The sequence below is a fragment of the Alteromonas sp. NFXS44 genome, assembly GCF_040148705.1.
Classification (GTDB): Bacteria; Pseudomonadota; Gammaproteobacteria; order Enterobacterales; family Alteromonadaceae; genus Alteromonas.
The window spans coordinates 394,666-410,164 of record NZ_JAGDEA010000008.1; the positions used below are offsets into that span (position 1 = coordinate 394,666).

The 15,499-nt window shown below is 47.8% G+C and carries 13 protein-coding genes; 4 read left to right on the forward strand and 9 right to left on the reverse strand.

Annotated elements, in window-relative coordinates:
- Nucleotides 1-3: 3 nt before the first annotated feature.
- The 6 genes from J3369_RS12745 to J3369_RS12770 all read right to left on the reverse strand — a co-directional run bounded on the left by J3369_RS12745 (nucleotide 4) and on the right by J3369_RS12770 (nucleotide 5,256).
- Complete coding sequence (locus J3369_RS12745; RefSeq protein ID WP_119501728.1) at nucleotides 4-327, reverse strand: heavy metal-binding domain-containing protein; 324 nt, start codon at nucleotides 325-327, stop codon at nucleotides 4-6.
- On the reverse strand, nucleotides 324-740 hold the full coding sequence (locus J3369_RS12750; protein ID WP_303574109.1) for an HIT domain-containing protein: 417 nt from the start codon (nucleotides 738-740) through the stop codon (nucleotides 324-326). Before J3369_RS12750 ends, J3369_RS12745 begins: the two co-directional genes overlap by 4 nt.
- Entirely contained in the window at nucleotides 733-1,770 is a 1,038-nt protein-coding gene (astE, locus tag J3369_RS12755; protein ID WP_349587424.1) for a succinylglutamate desuccinylase, read from the reverse strand. The genes J3369_RS12750 and astE overlap by 8 nt, the downstream gene beginning before the upstream one ends.
- A gap of 76 nt (nucleotides 1,771-1,846) precedes the next feature.
- The gene (locus J3369_RS12760) at nucleotides 1,847-3,157 is read right to left on the reverse strand and encodes a putative bifunctional diguanylate cyclase/phosphodiesterase (RefSeq protein WP_349587426.1); all 1,311 of its coding nucleotides are present in this window, start codon (nucleotides 3,155-3,157) and stop codon (nucleotides 1,847-1,849) included.
- 239 nt (nucleotides 3,158-3,396) lie between these two features.
- On the reverse strand, nucleotides 3,397-4,314 hold the full coding sequence (locus J3369_RS12765) for a DMT family transporter (protein WP_349587429.1): 918 nt from the start codon (nucleotides 4,312-4,314) through the stop codon (nucleotides 3,397-3,399).
- A 78-nt stretch (nucleotides 4,315-4,392) separates the two neighbouring features.
- Nucleotides 4,393-5,256 carry a LysR substrate-binding domain-containing protein gene (locus tag J3369_RS12770; RefSeq protein ID WP_349587432.1) on the reverse strand — a complete coding sequence of 288 codons (864 nt, stop codon included), beginning with the start codon at nucleotides 5,254-5,256 and terminating at the stop codon, nucleotides 4,393-4,395.
- A gap of 143 nt (nucleotides 5,257-5,399) precedes the next feature.
- Here J3369_RS12770 and J3369_RS12775 point away from each other — a divergent pair, with 143 nt between their 5' ends.
- On the forward strand, nucleotides 5,400-6,317 hold the full coding sequence (locus J3369_RS12775; RefSeq protein WP_349587435.1) for a DMT family transporter: 918 nt from the start codon (nucleotides 5,400-5,402) through the stop codon (nucleotides 6,315-6,317).
- A gap of 74 nt (nucleotides 6,318-6,391) precedes the next feature.
- Here the strand turns inward: J3369_RS12775 and J3369_RS12780 are convergent, their stop codons facing one another.
- The 3 genes from J3369_RS12780 to seqA all read right to left on the reverse strand — a co-directional run bounded on the left by J3369_RS12780 (nucleotide 6,392) and on the right by seqA (nucleotide 11,390).
- Nucleotides 6,392-8,881, reverse strand: a complete 2,490-nt coding sequence (locus J3369_RS12780) for a glycogen/starch/alpha-glucan phosphorylase (RefSeq protein WP_349587438.1) — start codon at nucleotides 8,879-8,881, stop codon at nucleotides 6,392-6,394.
- A gap of 225 nt (nucleotides 8,882-9,106) precedes the next feature.
- Nucleotides 9,107-10,759, reverse strand: coding sequence for a phosphoglucomutase (alpha-D-glucose-1,6-bisphosphate-dependent) (gene pgm / locus J3369_RS12785; RefSeq protein ID WP_349587441.1), 1,653 nt, complete (start codon nucleotides 10,757-10,759; stop codon nucleotides 9,107-9,109).
- A gap of 43 nt (nucleotides 10,760-10,802) precedes the next feature.
- Nucleotides 10,803-11,390 (reverse strand): replication initiation negative regulator SeqA, encoded by a 588-nt coding sequence (seqA, locus tag J3369_RS12790; protein WP_349587443.1) that lies wholly within the window; start codon nucleotides 11,388-11,390, stop codon nucleotides 10,803-10,805.
- 197 nt (nucleotides 11,391-11,587) lie between these two features.
- Here seqA and J3369_RS12795 point away from each other — a divergent pair, with 197 nt between their 5' ends.
- The 3 genes from J3369_RS12795 to J3369_RS12805 are packed head-to-tail and all read left to right on the forward strand — an operon-like array spanning nucleotide 11,588 to nucleotide 15,493.
- A complete protein-coding gene (locus J3369_RS12795) occupies nucleotides 11,588-12,505 on the forward strand; it encodes an AAA family ATPase (RefSeq protein ID WP_349587445.1) in 918 nt (305 codons plus the stop codon).
- Between the two features lie 7 nt (nucleotides 12,506-12,512).
- Nucleotides 12,513-13,475 (forward strand): DUF58 domain-containing protein, encoded by a 963-nt coding sequence (locus J3369_RS12800; protein WP_349587447.1) that lies wholly within the window; start codon nucleotides 12,513-12,515, stop codon nucleotides 13,473-13,475.
- On the forward strand, nucleotides 13,472-15,493 hold the full coding sequence (locus J3369_RS12805) for a transglutaminase TgpA family protein (RefSeq protein ID WP_349587450.1): 2,022 nt from the start codon (nucleotides 13,472-13,474) through the stop codon (nucleotides 15,491-15,493). Before J3369_RS12800 ends, J3369_RS12805 begins: the two co-directional genes overlap by 4 nt.
- Nucleotides 15,494-15,499: the final 6 nt, after the last annotated feature.

A 15,499-nucleotide genomic window follows, 5' to 3' on the forward strand; every position in this document is an offset into this window, starting at 1 on the left:
TTATTACCCGTTAACCCGTACGGCAGTGCCACTGATACTGACCATCAGCATACTGCCTTTTTCGCCGATGACTTCATAGTCGATATCAATACCCACAACCGCATTTGCGCCCATGGCACGGGCTTCCTGCTCCAGCTCTGCGAAGGCCATTTTACGTGCTTTGGTGAGCTCGTCTTCATAGGAACCTGACCGCCCGCCGACGATATCGCGGATTGAAGCAAACAAATCTTTAAAAATGTTCGCGCCCATGACCGCCTCGCCGATGACGATACCGTGATATTGCGAAATGGTTTTACCTTCAATACCGGGTGTTGTTGTTAAAATCATCTTTTTTCCTCCGTTGAAAAAGCGTTTTTCAATGCCTCAATGCGTGCTGCCAGTTCACTGTCACCATAAGGTATAGCAGGCTGCCTTCCCCACACAGGCGCAGGCCAGGCGATATCCTCTTCATAACGGCAAAGGTGATGAATATGCAGTTGCCTGACCACATTACCCAGTGCAGCAATGTTCAGTTTGTAAGGCGCATACAATGAGGATAATACCTTACAACATAAGCGGGACTCCTGCACATACTGCTGCATTTGCCAGTCATCAAGCTCGTGTAACTCTGCCAGACCTTCGATACGGGGAACGAGAATAAGCCAGGGAAACTGACTGTCATTCATCAGCAGCACGCGGCAAAGTGGTAAATCGGTTACCAGCACCGTATCGTTTTGTAAGCGCTCGTCGAGTTTAAACATTAATGTACTCCAGTGAAGCCGGAACGACGGTGAGAATAGCACGCTGCCCGATAGCCACATTGGCGTTGGGAAACACCACTGCTTCACCGTCCTGTTCAGCTAAATATTCTGCGCCGGTTTCAGATGCCAGTTTATCGCCTTTTGCAAAATCCATGAAATTGGGTGTATCGTCTGCAAAATGCAGTACAAAATCGTCAGCCTGCTTATTGATCACCTGATTAACCCGGTAAATCACCATATCAGATAAATCGTCATTCAATGATATTTGCTGCTCACACACCAGCGAGATAAGCGCATCCCTCGCTTCTTCAAACCGCGCCATGTCGTTTTGACCAAATGGCTGCACTTTTCCAAGCTCAACGGTAAACGAATGGGCGCCGTGATTCAGTGACGAGTGATAGCTGTAGGTGGTGGTCGGAGACTCTGAAAGTAAAATCGTTTTTACACCACAGGCCTTCATAAACGACAGTTGCTCGCGGCTATAGGGTTTGCCATGGAGGAACGGATATACTGCGAATTTTTCGTTTTTAGATTCACGGATAGCGGTGTGCAAATCATAGTGCAGTTTCTCAGCGTTATCTCCGGCATCAGCGAAGAATGCCGCCATGGTATCTTCAAGTTTCTTCGCACGGATTCGCTCATCATTCACCAGCCCTTCTCCGGCTGAATGCGCGCCACAAAACAGCCGGTTCATATTTTCTTCGGTAAAGCGTTTCGCAATGGCCATAGCATCCAGGTTCCCGAATTGAAACAGCACCGCATGCGCAGGAACAAGAGAACCGGTGAACAGGCGTTTTACCATGTCATCACAGATTTCAATGGGGGCAGTTTCATTGCCATGAACGCCGGAGGAAAGCACAATGTATTTACTGTCAGCATTAAGCGTTTGAGGGTAAAAAGCGACAATGCCGGGCGCAATGATGTGAACACGCACACCGTTTTCAAGTTGCAATGTCTGAGGTTCAACAATATCAGAAGAAAAACGGGAGAGATTGAGAAAATCGCCGTGGGCGAGCAAGCGGGTACGCATGGATATCCTGTCGTTTATGCAATTAATACCGCAGGATTCTATCTATTGTGCAGCTAAAAAGCCAAACCTGACCGGTTTACACCAGCATCCTGCGTAAAGGAGAGTCACCAATCATAATATCCTGGTGGGCAAGACTGATAAATTCATTAAGTGGTACAGCGCGGGAAAACAGATACCCCTGCCCTGTCAGAATGCCTATTTCTCTTAAGGTATGCAGCTGTTCCGTTGTTTCCACCCCTTCTGCAATCACCTGGCAATTTTTAGCTTTGCCGATAATTTTAGCCGCTTCAATTATGGCCCGGTTCACCGGGTTGTCCCCGAGTTCCATCACAAAAGACTTATCAATCTTGAGAGCATCAATATTAAGTTCACGGATAAACGCCAGGTTGGAATAGCCTTTTCCGAAATCATCCACAGCAATGCCGATACCTAAAGCACCCAGCTCATGCAGTTGCTTTTTCACCATCAATGAGTTCGACAGGGCAACGTCTTCTGTCAATTCCAGTTCAAAACGACTGAGATCCAGTGCGTATTTATCTCTGAGACGGACCAGCGCGGGAATGAGTTTACTGTCGTACAGCTGTGTCGGCGAAATGTTCACCGACAATGAAACATTCAGACCCTGTGCATCCAGTTTCACCATATTCTGAAATGCCTGTTCGAACGTCCAGTAAGCCAGTTCATTCATCATGTTGTAGGATTCAGCTGCTTCAATCAGCGGACCCGGAAACAACACACCATCCAGCGGATGATTCCAGCGTAGTAAACATTCTGCACCGGTAATTTGCAGCGTATTCAGATCGACCTGAGGCTGGAAATACAGTTCCAGCTCATTTTGTTGCAGTGCCCGCTTGAGATCGGCTTTCAGTGCAAGACTGCGTCCTGTCTCCGCTTTTTCATCCATGGACATAACATGGAAATTTTCATACTTATTTTCTTTTGCCTGCTTGAGGGCAGCCTCCGCACGGGAAACAAACGCAGTAATATCGAACTTGTCCTGCTTACCACTGACCGCCCCGACATTAAAATCAGCAATAAAAGCATGATTGCCGTGATGCATGGGGGTTTTGAAGTGTTCGACGATATGCTCAAACGTATCACGAAGTTCTTTCTGTTTGATTTTGTCAGGAAAAACGATACCGAAAACATCACCGCTGATGCGGCCGAAACGCAGGGGTTCATCAAAGAGAAGAATGATCCGGTTCGCGATTTCCAGCAAAAACTGGTCTGCGACATTGATACCAAGACTGGTAGTCACGTCGGAAAAACGCACCACATCGATGAGCATCAGGGAGACATGCTTATGTTTTTCCGCACATTGCTCGATAGTATCGATAAAGGCATAGCGGTTTGGAATTGTCGCCAAACTTTGATGTAGACGGCTCATATAAGGAGGCAATCCGGTCACTAAAATTTTCTTTTATTATTATTTATCTATAAAAACATGCGGGAGCCAGTCCCGCAACCATTCTTTTGTATTAACGCATATATAAAAAAGTACATGAACATTTAATCAGACAAATGGTCTGTTTACCAAGTTAGATAGTCGTAAATATTTAAACTTTAGTATAAAGCACTCCTTCCGCCGTAATTGACTTGTTTTACTCTTTGGCTGAGTTTGCTTATTCAGACAATCGGGGGTTGTCCCAAAGCTGCAAGTTTTTGCTTCCTGCCCGCAAGCAGGCTGCCAATCGCATTGACTACGAGCGCAAGAAATATAATTGCCATACCTGTTAAAGCCATTGTATTTAACGACTCATTGAGCCACCAGGCACTGAGAATAGCTACCCAAACCGGTTCGAGGGTCATCACTATCGCTCCCTGCCCTTCCGGAGACATGCTCTGTGCTTTCAATAAAAAGAAAAAACGCAGGCAGGTAGCAAGCACAATGCTTAACACCAGCCACTGCCACACTTCTGAGACGGATTGTGTCGCACTCTGCTCTGTGACCAGATAGGTGACAAAGCAAATGGTGCCGGCTGAGATGAGTTGAAGGCACGTTTGTGTGACGGGTGGTATATCTGAGCAATATTTGCCATTAACGTTAAAATACAGCGCATAAAGTACAGCTGAAACCAGAAATAAAATATCAGAAGGCACGAGTACAAAGCCGTTTCTCAATGCAAGACAGACCAGCCCCGGCACCGCAATTGCTACTGAAATCCATGTGTGCCTTTTGGCACGGTAACCAAAAAATAATCCCGTCACCGGTATGAGAAGAAAACTCAGGCTAAGCAAAAATGCGCCTGCTCCCAATCCTTCAGACAATAACAAACCCGCTCCCCAAACTGCGGTTTGCACGCCCAGCAAACATCCTGTCATCAGTGCCCGCCGGCGCTTCCGCACGGAGGTACTCAACACTTGACGGGGCTTCAATCCTCCGACCATCAGACCCGAAATGACAAATCGTATAGCCAGGAAAAACATGGGTGTCATGGCAGAAATAACAAATTTTGAAAATAACCAGCCGGAGGCTGCTAATAGCGTGACGACAATAAGAAGTGTATGAGCATAAAGCTCTGTGTTAACCGGTTTATTTTGCAATTGACGAAAGTCCTTTATTAACCAGCCTGTCAGACTGGTGTTTGCATTCGATAAAACTGAAGGGGAATAATGGAATGGTTAGTTTACCGCACCGGGCGCGGCTAATGCACAGTCAATAAACGCAGAAATGGCGCTGGATGGATTGTCTTTTCTGTACACCAGATAGGTTGGTGCAAAGGCAATATCTTCATCTACCGTTTTCAACGTTAACCCTTCAGTTTGATGCAGTGCCAGTACAGAACGGGGCACCATGGCCAGTCCCATACCTGCGATAACACAACCAATCATGGTGAAATGACTGGGGATTTCCGTGACTCTTTCGCAAACATGATTGTGTCTGGCTAGCCACTTTTCTAACCGGTGGCGATACGAGCAACCGCGGCTGTAGCCGACCATAGTCAACGTTTCCGGCAGCGCAGTGTTATTTTCCCACTCACGGGGTAAGATGAGCACTAACTCTTCTTCAAAGCATTTCACCCGTTCCAGTCTTGGATCGTCTGGCGGATCCGATGCCATCACCAGGTCAAGTTCACCGCTGAGTACTTTCTCCACCAGCGGCATCGATGCATTGGCTTTCAACTCAAGTTGTACCGCATCATACTGGCGATGAAAGCGCGCAAGAATACCGGGTAAACGGGAAGCGGCACTGCTTTCCATTGAACCCAGCCGCAATAAACCGCCCGGTTCTGCGAGGGTTAATTCAGCGATGGCCTGTTTCTGAAGTTGTAATATCTTAACGGTGTAATCCAACAATCTGAGACCGGCAGAAGTTACGGTTAAACGGTTACCTTCCCGCAGAAACAAATCTACATTCAACTCCCCTTCCAGTTTTTTTAACCTTGCCGTGACGTTGGACGGCACCCGGTGAAGAGATTCTGCCGCCCTGCTGACGCCCTTGTGCTCCACAACAGCCTTAAACACCACCAGATCTGAAATGTCCATCCGCAAACCTTTTCATTCAATTTATATGAAAGAAATCTTCTCATTTATTCATTATTAATGAAATAAGTGATTCCTTATACTTTTGCACAAGGGTTGAGGCAATGATTGCCTGATACCGGAAAATTGCACCACGGAGAATCACCATGACAGCGCAAAACAGCGCCAGCCAGAACACACTGAAAGGGTTAGGTTATGCCCTTGCTGCCGTCCTCATATGGACAGGATTCATACTCATCAGTAAAGCAGGAGCCGTATCATCCATGGCAGTGCCGGATATGCTGATGGTGCGCTTCGGTACAGCTTGCCTGCTTTTTTCTCCATTCATTTACAAGCACCGCAAGGTAATATTCCAGTGGCGTATGTTTGTGCTCGGCGCGATTGGCGGCGTGGCATACGGCGTATCGGTTTTCACCGGTTTCGCCCTTGCACCGGCCACTCACGCTGCATTATTGCTACCGGGATTAATGCCTGTCATGATTGCAGTACTTGCCTATTTCATCGCAAATGAGAGACATCGTCTTTCATCACAAATCGGTATTGCACTAAGCAGCACAGGAATTATTGCCTTGCTGACTGAAACGTTGCTCGCTGACAGTCACTACTTGTCCGGCGATCTGAGTTTTGTCATTGCCTGTTTATTCTGGGGAATTTTTACCGTATTGCTAAGACGGTGGCAGTTTGCGCCCTGGCACGCCACGCTGGGTATTATTGCGACCACGACCATACTGTTCGTGCCGGTATACATTCTGTTTCTGCCACATAATATTGCGCAGCAAAGTTTTGAAATGCTGGGTCTGCAGGCTTTTTATCAGGGTGTCATGGCTACAACCGTTCAAATGGTTTTGTATGCCCGCGCCGTGCATATTCTCGGAGCAACCAAAATGGGTGGCTTAATGGCACTGGTACCGGTATTTGCCAGTACGCTGGCTGTGCCCATGTTCAATGAACAATGGACAACTGGCCTGTCTGTTGCTTTGGTGATGATATTAGCCGGCACACTGGTAAGTAACCTGCCCGCATCATTTTTCACCAGAAAGCGTAAGGCCGCAGCCGCCTGCTGAGCAGGCCAGACCCTTAAAGCAAAAAAGCCCGGCATCTTTTCAGATCCCGGGCTTTCGTTGTTCGTACTATAAATTTACTTTACAGAACAGGATGAAAGCTTCCAGATACGCTCAACATAATCATTGATTGAACGGTCTGAAGTGAATTTACCCATCTTCGCTGTATTGATAATGGCCATTTTCGCCCAGCGCTCTTTGTCACGGTACGCCTCATCCACCAGGATCTGCGCGTCGGAGTAAGCACGGAAATCAGCCAGTACCATGTACGGGTCGCCGTGATCCAGCAAGCTTTGTTTGATGGACACTAAGGCACCCGGCTTGCCAGGAGTAAAGTAGTCAGTCTCCAGCCAGTCCAGTACCGCTTTGATCTCAGGATCACGGTAATAGTAATCCAGCGGCTTGTAGCCTTTTTCTTTCAGCTCATGCACTTCATCAACGGTGAGACCAAAAATGAAGATATTGTCATCACCCACTTCTTCGGCGATCTCGATGTTAGCGCCGTCCAGCGTACCAATAGTCAGCGCACCGTTCAGAGCCAGCTTCATATTACCGGTACCGGATGCTTCTTTACCAGCAGTACTGATTTGCTCAGATAAGTCAGAAGCCGGAATCATTTTCTCAGCTAACGATACGCGGTAATTCGGCAGGAATACCACTTTGAGCTTACCGTTCACCCGCGGGTCGTTGTTGATCTTATCAGCCACTTTGTTGATAGCGTAGATGATGTCTTTCGCCAGTTTGTAACCGGGCGCAGCCTTCGCACCGAAAATAAATACACGCGGGTGCATGTCGTAATCCGGATTTTCCAGCAAACGACGGTACAGCGCCATGATATGCAGCAGATTCAGGTGCTGACGCTTGTACTCGTGCAGACGTTTAATTTGCACGTCGAAGATAGCATTCACATCAACATCGATGTCCAGCGATTGCTTGATTTCCTGAGCCAGCAGCTTCTTATTTTCCAGTTTCACTTTCATGAACTGTTTCTGGAATGTTTTGTTGTCAGCATACTTAGACAAACCATCCAGTTTTTTCAGATCCAGCGGCCAGTCTTCACCAATTTTTTTATCGATAAGGTTAGATAACGCAGGGTTACAGGCTTTCAACCAGCGACGTGGCGTAATACCGTTGGTCACATTAGTCAGTTTACCCGGCCACAGCGCATCAAACTCAGGGAACAGGTTCTTTTTCACCAGCTTAGAGTGGATTTCTGCTACACCGTTAACGGCGAAAGAGGCAATAACAGACAAATTACCCATGCGAACCATCTTCTCATTACCTTCTTCGATAATAGACAGTTTCGCTTTTTTCGCATTATCACCCGGCCACTTCTTGTCAACTTCAGCCATGAAGCGGTGGTTGATTTCGTAAATGATTTCAAGGTGACGGGGCAGGATCTTCTCGATCATGCGTGCAGGCCATTTTTCCAGCGCTTCCGGCAACAGGGTGTGGTTTGTATAGGCAAACACGTTAGTACAAATACCCCAGGCGGTATCCCAGTCAAGCTCTGCACGGTCAACTAAAATACGCATTAATTCAGGGATCGCGATAGCCGGATGGGTATCGTTAAGCTGAATAACGACCTGATCAACGAAACGGCTCCAGTCATCACCGTGGGCACGCTTGTAACGGCGGATGATGTCTTTTAATGAGCATGAGCAGAAGAAATACTGCTGGATAAGTCGCAGTTCTTTACCCGCTTCGGTTTCATCGTTAGGGTAAAGTACTTTAGAAATGGTTTCTGCCTGTACGTTCTCACGTTGGGCATCCACATATCCACCGGCATTAAATACGTCCCAGTTGAAGTAATGAGATGATTCACTCTTCCACAGACGCAGTACGTTAACGGTATTACCGCCGTAACCCACAACCGGGATATCCCACGGCACACCTTTTACAATTGAACCCGGGTGCCATTCTTTTTGAATGCGACCATTGTCACCGTACTTAGTTTCAACATAGCCATACAAAGACACTTGCTGAATCGATTCAGGACGACAGATTTCCCACGGGTTGCCGAAGTCGCGCCAGCTGTCCGGACGCTCAATCTGTGCGCCGTTTTGAATTTCCTGACGGAACAGGCCGTGCTCGTAATGAATGCCGTAACCGATTGCCGGTAATTCCATGGTCGCCAGAGAGTCGATAAAACAAGCAGCAAGACGGCCCAGGCCACCATTACCCAGTGCCATGTCAGGCTCTTCTTCCATCACATCAGCAAGTTCTACGCCTAACTCTTTCAGCGCTTCATTGGCAACATCATACAAACCAAAATTCTGCAGATTGTTGGAAAGTAAACGGCCCATCAGGAATTCTGCAGAGAAATAATGGACAGCACGTGTATCGTTTAAGTAATGGGTTTTCTGGGTTTTACGCAAACCCTCAAGCACCTGTTCCTGCATAGCAGCACAAGTCGCCTTCCACCAGGCGTGATTATTCGCTTTGTTTTCATCTGTTCCCAGCGTGCAATGCAGGTGACGGATAACAGCTGATTTAAATTCGTTTTTACTACCGGCGCTGACGGCCACAGGGGCAACCGTTTTCGCTTTAGTGGTTTTCGCGTTCATATCAGTTCTCACTTTACTATGGCGATGTAAACTGGCTACAAATTAGCCTTACACTGTAATTAAATTACACAATAAAATATCGATATGGCAGCAATATAGCAGCGTTAAAAACGATTTTTTGTAAAATTTTTGTTAATTTTCAAAAAAAATGGGCTGTATTTGAAATTACAGCCCATTTATTAACGATAAATTTACACTTTAAACATCAAATTTAAACATTCGCGTTTATTTGATAATTTTTGCTACCAGTTCTTCCGCTTCTTTGATGAGAGATTGTAAGTGACTTTCACCATTAAAACTCTCTGCGTAAATTTTATAAATTTGTTCAGTACCGGAAGGTCGTGCGGCAAACCATCCGTTTTCAGTGGATACCTTCACTCCCCCGATGGCAGCATTATTGCCTGGAGCATGAGTTTGCACTGAAGTAATTGACTCACCGGCGAGGGAGTCGCTGGTCACCACAGACGCATCCATCGCGGACAGCTTCACTTTTTCTTCCAGGCTTGCAGCAACGTCGACCCGCTGATACACAGGCGAACCGAATTTCTCAGTCAGAGCTTCATAATGCTCGCCGGGATCTTTACCCGTGACAGCAAGTATTTCTGCTGCCAGCAGACACATAATAAAACCGTCTTTATCCGTGGCCCAGGTTTGACCGTTGCGCTGCAGGAAAATACCGCCGGCACTTTCCTCGCCTGCGAAGGCGATTTCACCGTCGGATAATCCACCCACAAACCACTTAAAGCCCACCGGCATTTCTGCCAGTTCACGACCCAGGTTCGCGGTGACTCTGTCAATCATTGAGCTGGATACCAGAGTTTTACCTACTTTCAGGCTTTCCGGCCAGTCAGGGCGGTGGCTGTACAGATAATTGATAGCTACGGCCAGATAGTGATTAGGGTTCATAAGGCCTGCAGCAGGACAAACAATACCATGTCTGTCGAAGTCAGGGTCGTTACCCCAGGCAAGGTCAAACTTGTCTTTCAGATCGATAAGACCGGCCATTGCATAGGCAGAAGAACAGTCCATTCTCAGCTTGCCATCTTTGTCACGACGCATGAAGCCAAACTGAGGATCAACCTTGTCGTTTACAACTGTGATATCAAGGCCATATTTTTCGCTGATACGCTCCCAGTAACCGACTCCCGCTCCGCCTAAAGGATCGGTACCGAGTTTGAGCCCGGCTTTTGCAATCGCTTCCATATCCACAACTTCAGCGAGATCGTCTATGTAAGCTTCCATGAAATCCGCTTCCACAAACTTCCCTTCTGCCCGTGCCTGTTGCACGTTCATTCGCTTCACATCTTTATTGCCCGCAGCGATAAGTGCATTAGCACGTTTTTGAATGACAGAGGTCACGTCGCCATCAGCGGGTCCGCCATGGGGCGGGTTGTATTTGAAGCCACCGTCAGAAGGCGGATTGTGAGAAGGCGTGATGACAATACCATCAGCTAAATGAGCAGAACGTCCACGGTTATAACGAATAATGGTGCGGGAAATGACCGGCGTGGGCGTGTAGCCGCGGCTGGCGTTATCCGCCTGTTGGATCACTACATCTACACCGTTGGCACTTAAGACTTCAATCGCAGTGATCATTGCCGGTTCTGACAATGCATGGGTATCTTTACCAATATACAGCGGTCCGTCGATGCCTTCTGACAGACGGTACTCTGCTAACGCCTGGCAAATTGCAGCAATATGCGTGTCAGTGAACGTTGTATTTGCTGCTGTGCCCCTGTGACCTGATGTACCAAAACTGACAGCTTCTGCCGGCGAGTCAGCATCAGGGACATAGGTAAAATATTGGGTGATAAGTTCTGCAACGTTAATCAGTTGCTCCGGAGCTGCGGGTTCTCCTGCCTGCGGATGTAATGCCATTTTTCGTCCTTTATTAAAGTGAGCGTCTTGCTAACCAGGGGTATTAAGCAAATTTAGCGATAACCGTTTGCGTGGCTTCGTCGCTATATCCCAGTGTTTTCATTACCTGTTCCAACATCGCTACTTTCTTAGCAGTGTTGTTATTTGTCACTACCCAGTAGGGTGAGTCAGGAATAGATTTAGGGTTAGTACTGCTTCCCGTACTCAGCAACGCGTCTTTGCTGGTTGCGAAATAAATACGATTTTTACCCTTAATTTGTTCAACATTTGCAAAAGTATCGCTGTGCAAATCATGAAGTTCAGACAGAATAAACAGAAACAGATCAACCCGTTTGGTGTATTGCGCCAGTGCAGCACTGGTGAGTCTCGCTTCGATATCTCCGCTGCCGTGCTCTACAGCAAGGGGGGCAGAAACCGTTGTTGACTGTGATGGTGTTTTCGTTTGACGGGCTTTAACAGGAGCCGCTTTTTTCACCGCGGGAGCCGCCTTTACAGGTGCTGCTTTTACTTCGTTACTTTCAGCATCACCCAGCAGTAAACGACGCAAGATGTCCGACGCATTTTCGCCGATGTGTTTTGTCTGACTTGCTATAAACGTATACAGCTCATCATCAATTTCAATGATTTTCATATGGTACTTCCTTAATAAACCGGTCCATTATAGACAACAAGGGTATTGATAACAGCACTAAATCAGGTTCACTCAGGTAATTTATATCACCCGGCGCAGACACCGTGTCTATACTCAGGTATCAACAGGATAACAGCAATTCCCTTCAGAATTGCTAGCATGTATAAATAAGGACAAACCGGTTGCGGGAAAACCCCATGCGAACAGAATTTCAGACGATCACAGACGCACTGTCAGGGCATATTATTGGCAAGCCTCAACAGTTGAAGCTGGCTGTAACCTGCCTGCTGGCAAAAGGTCATTTATTGATTGAAGACTTACCGGGCATGGGCAAAACCACTTTGTCTCATGCGCTTGCAAATGTATTCGGCTTGTCTTATTCCCGTATTCAGTTCACGTCAGACTTACTGCCCGCAGATATGCTGGGGGTGAACGTGTTCGATCAGCAGCAGCACGAATTCAGGTTTCACCCCGGTCCGGTATTCAACGAACTGATCCTGGCAGATGAAATTAACCGCGCGTCACCGAAAACACAAAGTGCGCTGCTTGAAGCCATGGAAGAAAACCAGGTCAGCGTTGACGGCACCACTTATCCGCTGCCCTCACCTTTTTTCGTAATTGCCACTCAAAACCCGGGCTATCAGAGCGGAACGTATCCTCTGCCGGAGTCACAGCTGGACCGTTTCCTCATGCGCATATCTCTGGGATACCCCTCAAGAGAAGCGGAAAAAGCTATGTTGCAGCAGCAAGGTGGCAGAGAACAAGGTCCGCTGGCGGAAAAAATTGATCCCCGCACTCTGCTCCGCTATCAGCAACAGGTCAACGATGTGCATTGCAGTGGAACCGTACTGGAATACGTCCTTAATCTGGTAAATCAGAGCCGGGAACAGAGTGGTTATCCGCAACCCCTCTCCCCAAGGGCAAGCCGTGCCCTGTTAAACGCAGCAAAAGCCTGGGCATTCATTCACGACCGCGTCTACATCGTCCCTGAAGATGTTCAGGCTATTTTTGCCGCCGTGGCGGAACACAGATTACGGGGTACTCATCACGAATCCATCGAAGAAAATACACTGAGTAAGCGGTTGCTGAACAGTGTGGACCCGCTGGCAGCCTGACAAGCGGATGATGAGAAGAACTTTCGGAGCATGGTCTTTAAAATGGCTGGCTAAGAGAATGCCGCCGGACACTGTTCATCAGTTACATCATGGAAATATCTTCATCTTCCCGGGTACCTTCGGCTGGTTTTACCTGATGATGACCGCCTGTCTGTTTCTGCTTGCGGTTAACTATCAGAATAATCTTCTGCTTTTTCTTTGCCAGTTTCTGTTAAGCCTTTTCCTTATCACCTTGTTCACTGCCTACAAAAATATATCAGGGATACGATTGTCAGCAAGGGAGCTAAAACCCGTGTTCGCCGGCGAAAATGGATTTATGACAGTAGATATTAACGCCGCTGAAGGAAAATCTCTGCGGGGACTGATGGAAATCAGATGGTACGGTGATATTGACCGCAGAACGTTGGATCTCGAACAGGGAAAAAAATCTCATCATCTGGCAATACAGGCAGATAAACGGGGCATCATGAGATTGCCCAGAGTGACCGTCACCTCCTCTTTTCCCCTCGGACTGGTGAAGTGCTGGACCCATCCTGATTTTAATCAGACGCTGTTAGTCTATCCGCAGAAAAAGCCCGAGCACGCCGATCTGTCTCAATGGTATGCCCGCAGTGGTACCGGCAAGCAGGTGCAAAATGGCACCGACGACTTCTTTGCACTCCAGCCCTGGCAGAGCGGAGAGCCGTTAAACCGCGTTGCATGGAAACGGGTCGCCAAAGGCGGTGACCGTGTAAATAAAATTTTCACTGATCAACAGCCGGTCAGCGGCTATCTGGATATCCGTCAGTTACGCACGGATACAGAGACGGCGCTATCGGTGCTGAGCTGGCAGGTCACTCAACTGTCAGCAACCGGCACACAATTTGGCCTGAAACTGGATAATCTGGTTATTCAGCCGGGCTGCGGACAACAGCACAAACAGGCCTGTCTGAAAGCGCTGGCCCTTTTCCGTCAGGACACACCGTCATGATGCCTGTAAGCCTGCCGATTGCGGGGAACCGTGAAAGTATGCTGACTTCCGTTTTCTTTGTGGTGCTGGCAGCCTCCCTGTTCAGCGATATTCATTTGTGGGTACTACTGCTTTGTTTATGTGCCGGCATTGTCAGAGGATTTTTGTTTCTCGGCTGGTACAACCATATGCCCGGAAAGCGTATGGTCAACTTACTTGCCCTGCTGGCGGGAACAGCACTGATCACCACCAGTGACGGTATGGATTTCCTGCATATTATGGTTAACCTGCTGCTGCTGGCCTGTGCGCTAAAATTAATGTTGTTAAGTAAGCGACGGGATTTCTATCAACTTTTTATCTGCGCCATATTCCTGCTGGCCTGCGGTTTCATTTTCTATCAGTCGCTGGCCTGTACCTTATTTTACGGCATCCTGTTTCTGTTCTTACTGTATATTCTGTTGTCTGCCCACACACCGTCGTCAACCAGACAATTCAGACAAAAGAAAACCTTTATTCTGTTCTTTCAGGCGTTGCCTCTTGCTGTTATTTTGTTTGTATTTATGCCCCGGCTTCCCCCTTTATGGAAAATACCGGAAGGCAAATCCACAGAAACCGGGCTGGCAGAAACCATTACGCCGGGTGACATTGCCAATCTCGCACAGTCTGAAAAGCTGGCATTCAGTGCCACATTCTCAACGCCTGTTCCGGTCAGAGGACAGCTTTACTGGCGTGCACTGACGCTGGAACATTTTGACGGAAAATCGTGGTCAGTCAGTGAAACAAGGCAATACGCAGAAACCCAATTGCGGTATATGAATAAGCCGTTCCGGCCAGCCCTCAGCGGTGAGCCTGTCCGCTATGAAGTCATTGCCGAACCCACCAAAAAATCCTGGTTATTTGCATTAGACACTGCTGTACCGGACAGTGCAGCCAGTCAACGGGAATTGTGGCAGGGCTGGCAATACCAGCTAACATCAAGACAGCCACTGTTCAGCCGCTATGCTTATTATGTTGCCTCCTACCCTGACTCCCCGCGAAGTCAGGGGAATGCGGCGCTGGACAATACGCTGAACCTGCAAGTGCCGGAAAGAGGTAATGAGAAAACCAGGGAATGGGTACACGGGCTCAGAGAGATGCATCCTGATAACCGTGCATTTGTTTCAGCACTGATGCGTTATTTTAATGACAAGCCTTTCAGTTACACGTTAACACCACCACCCATGCTTAATGATCCGGTAGACAGTTTCCTGTTTGACCATCAACAGGGATTTTGTGCTCATTATGCCAGTGCGATGACATTTGCACTGCGGCTTGCCGGTATCCCCGCCCGCATTGTGACAGGTTATCAGGGTGGCACGCCTATCAATGATGAAACCGTCAATGTGTATCAGTACGACGCTCACGCCTGGGTAGAAGCAAAAACTGACGGGATGAACTGGCAAAGCTACGATCCGACAACCATGGTTGCGCCTTCACGAATTTTCGACGGTTTTGAGCAGGCAGCAAGATTCTCGACAGAGATTCAGGGCGATCACCCGTTAAACGGTATCAGTCAGCTTGCGTTCTTCGATGCATTGCGCAACATGAGTGCGCAAATGGATTTTCTCTGGAGCCGCTGGTTTTTAGGCTATAACAATGATAAACAAACGGACATTCTAGACCGTATTTTAAATGGTATTACGCCGTTAAAGCTCAGCTTATTTGCAGCCGGCCTGCTATTGTTCACAGGCGCGCTGCTAATTATATACTTTGTACCGGGATGGCAACGAAGTCACATTGCCAGAGAGAAGAAGTACTATCTTGGCGCGGTTGAGAAACTGGAACAAAAATTTGGCCTGCAACGGGAAAACCGCAGTCCGGGACAATTCTATGAATACTGTAAGCATAAAGTGCCGGAGGCTATAGCAAACGATCTCGCCAGTCTGACCAGATTGTTTGAACAGTATCAATATCATCCTCATCAGGCTCCTCCGGTAACGGCGATTCGTGAAGCCGCGAAACAACTCTGCCGGCGGGTGCGAAATACTGCCCGTCATTAAAGCTGA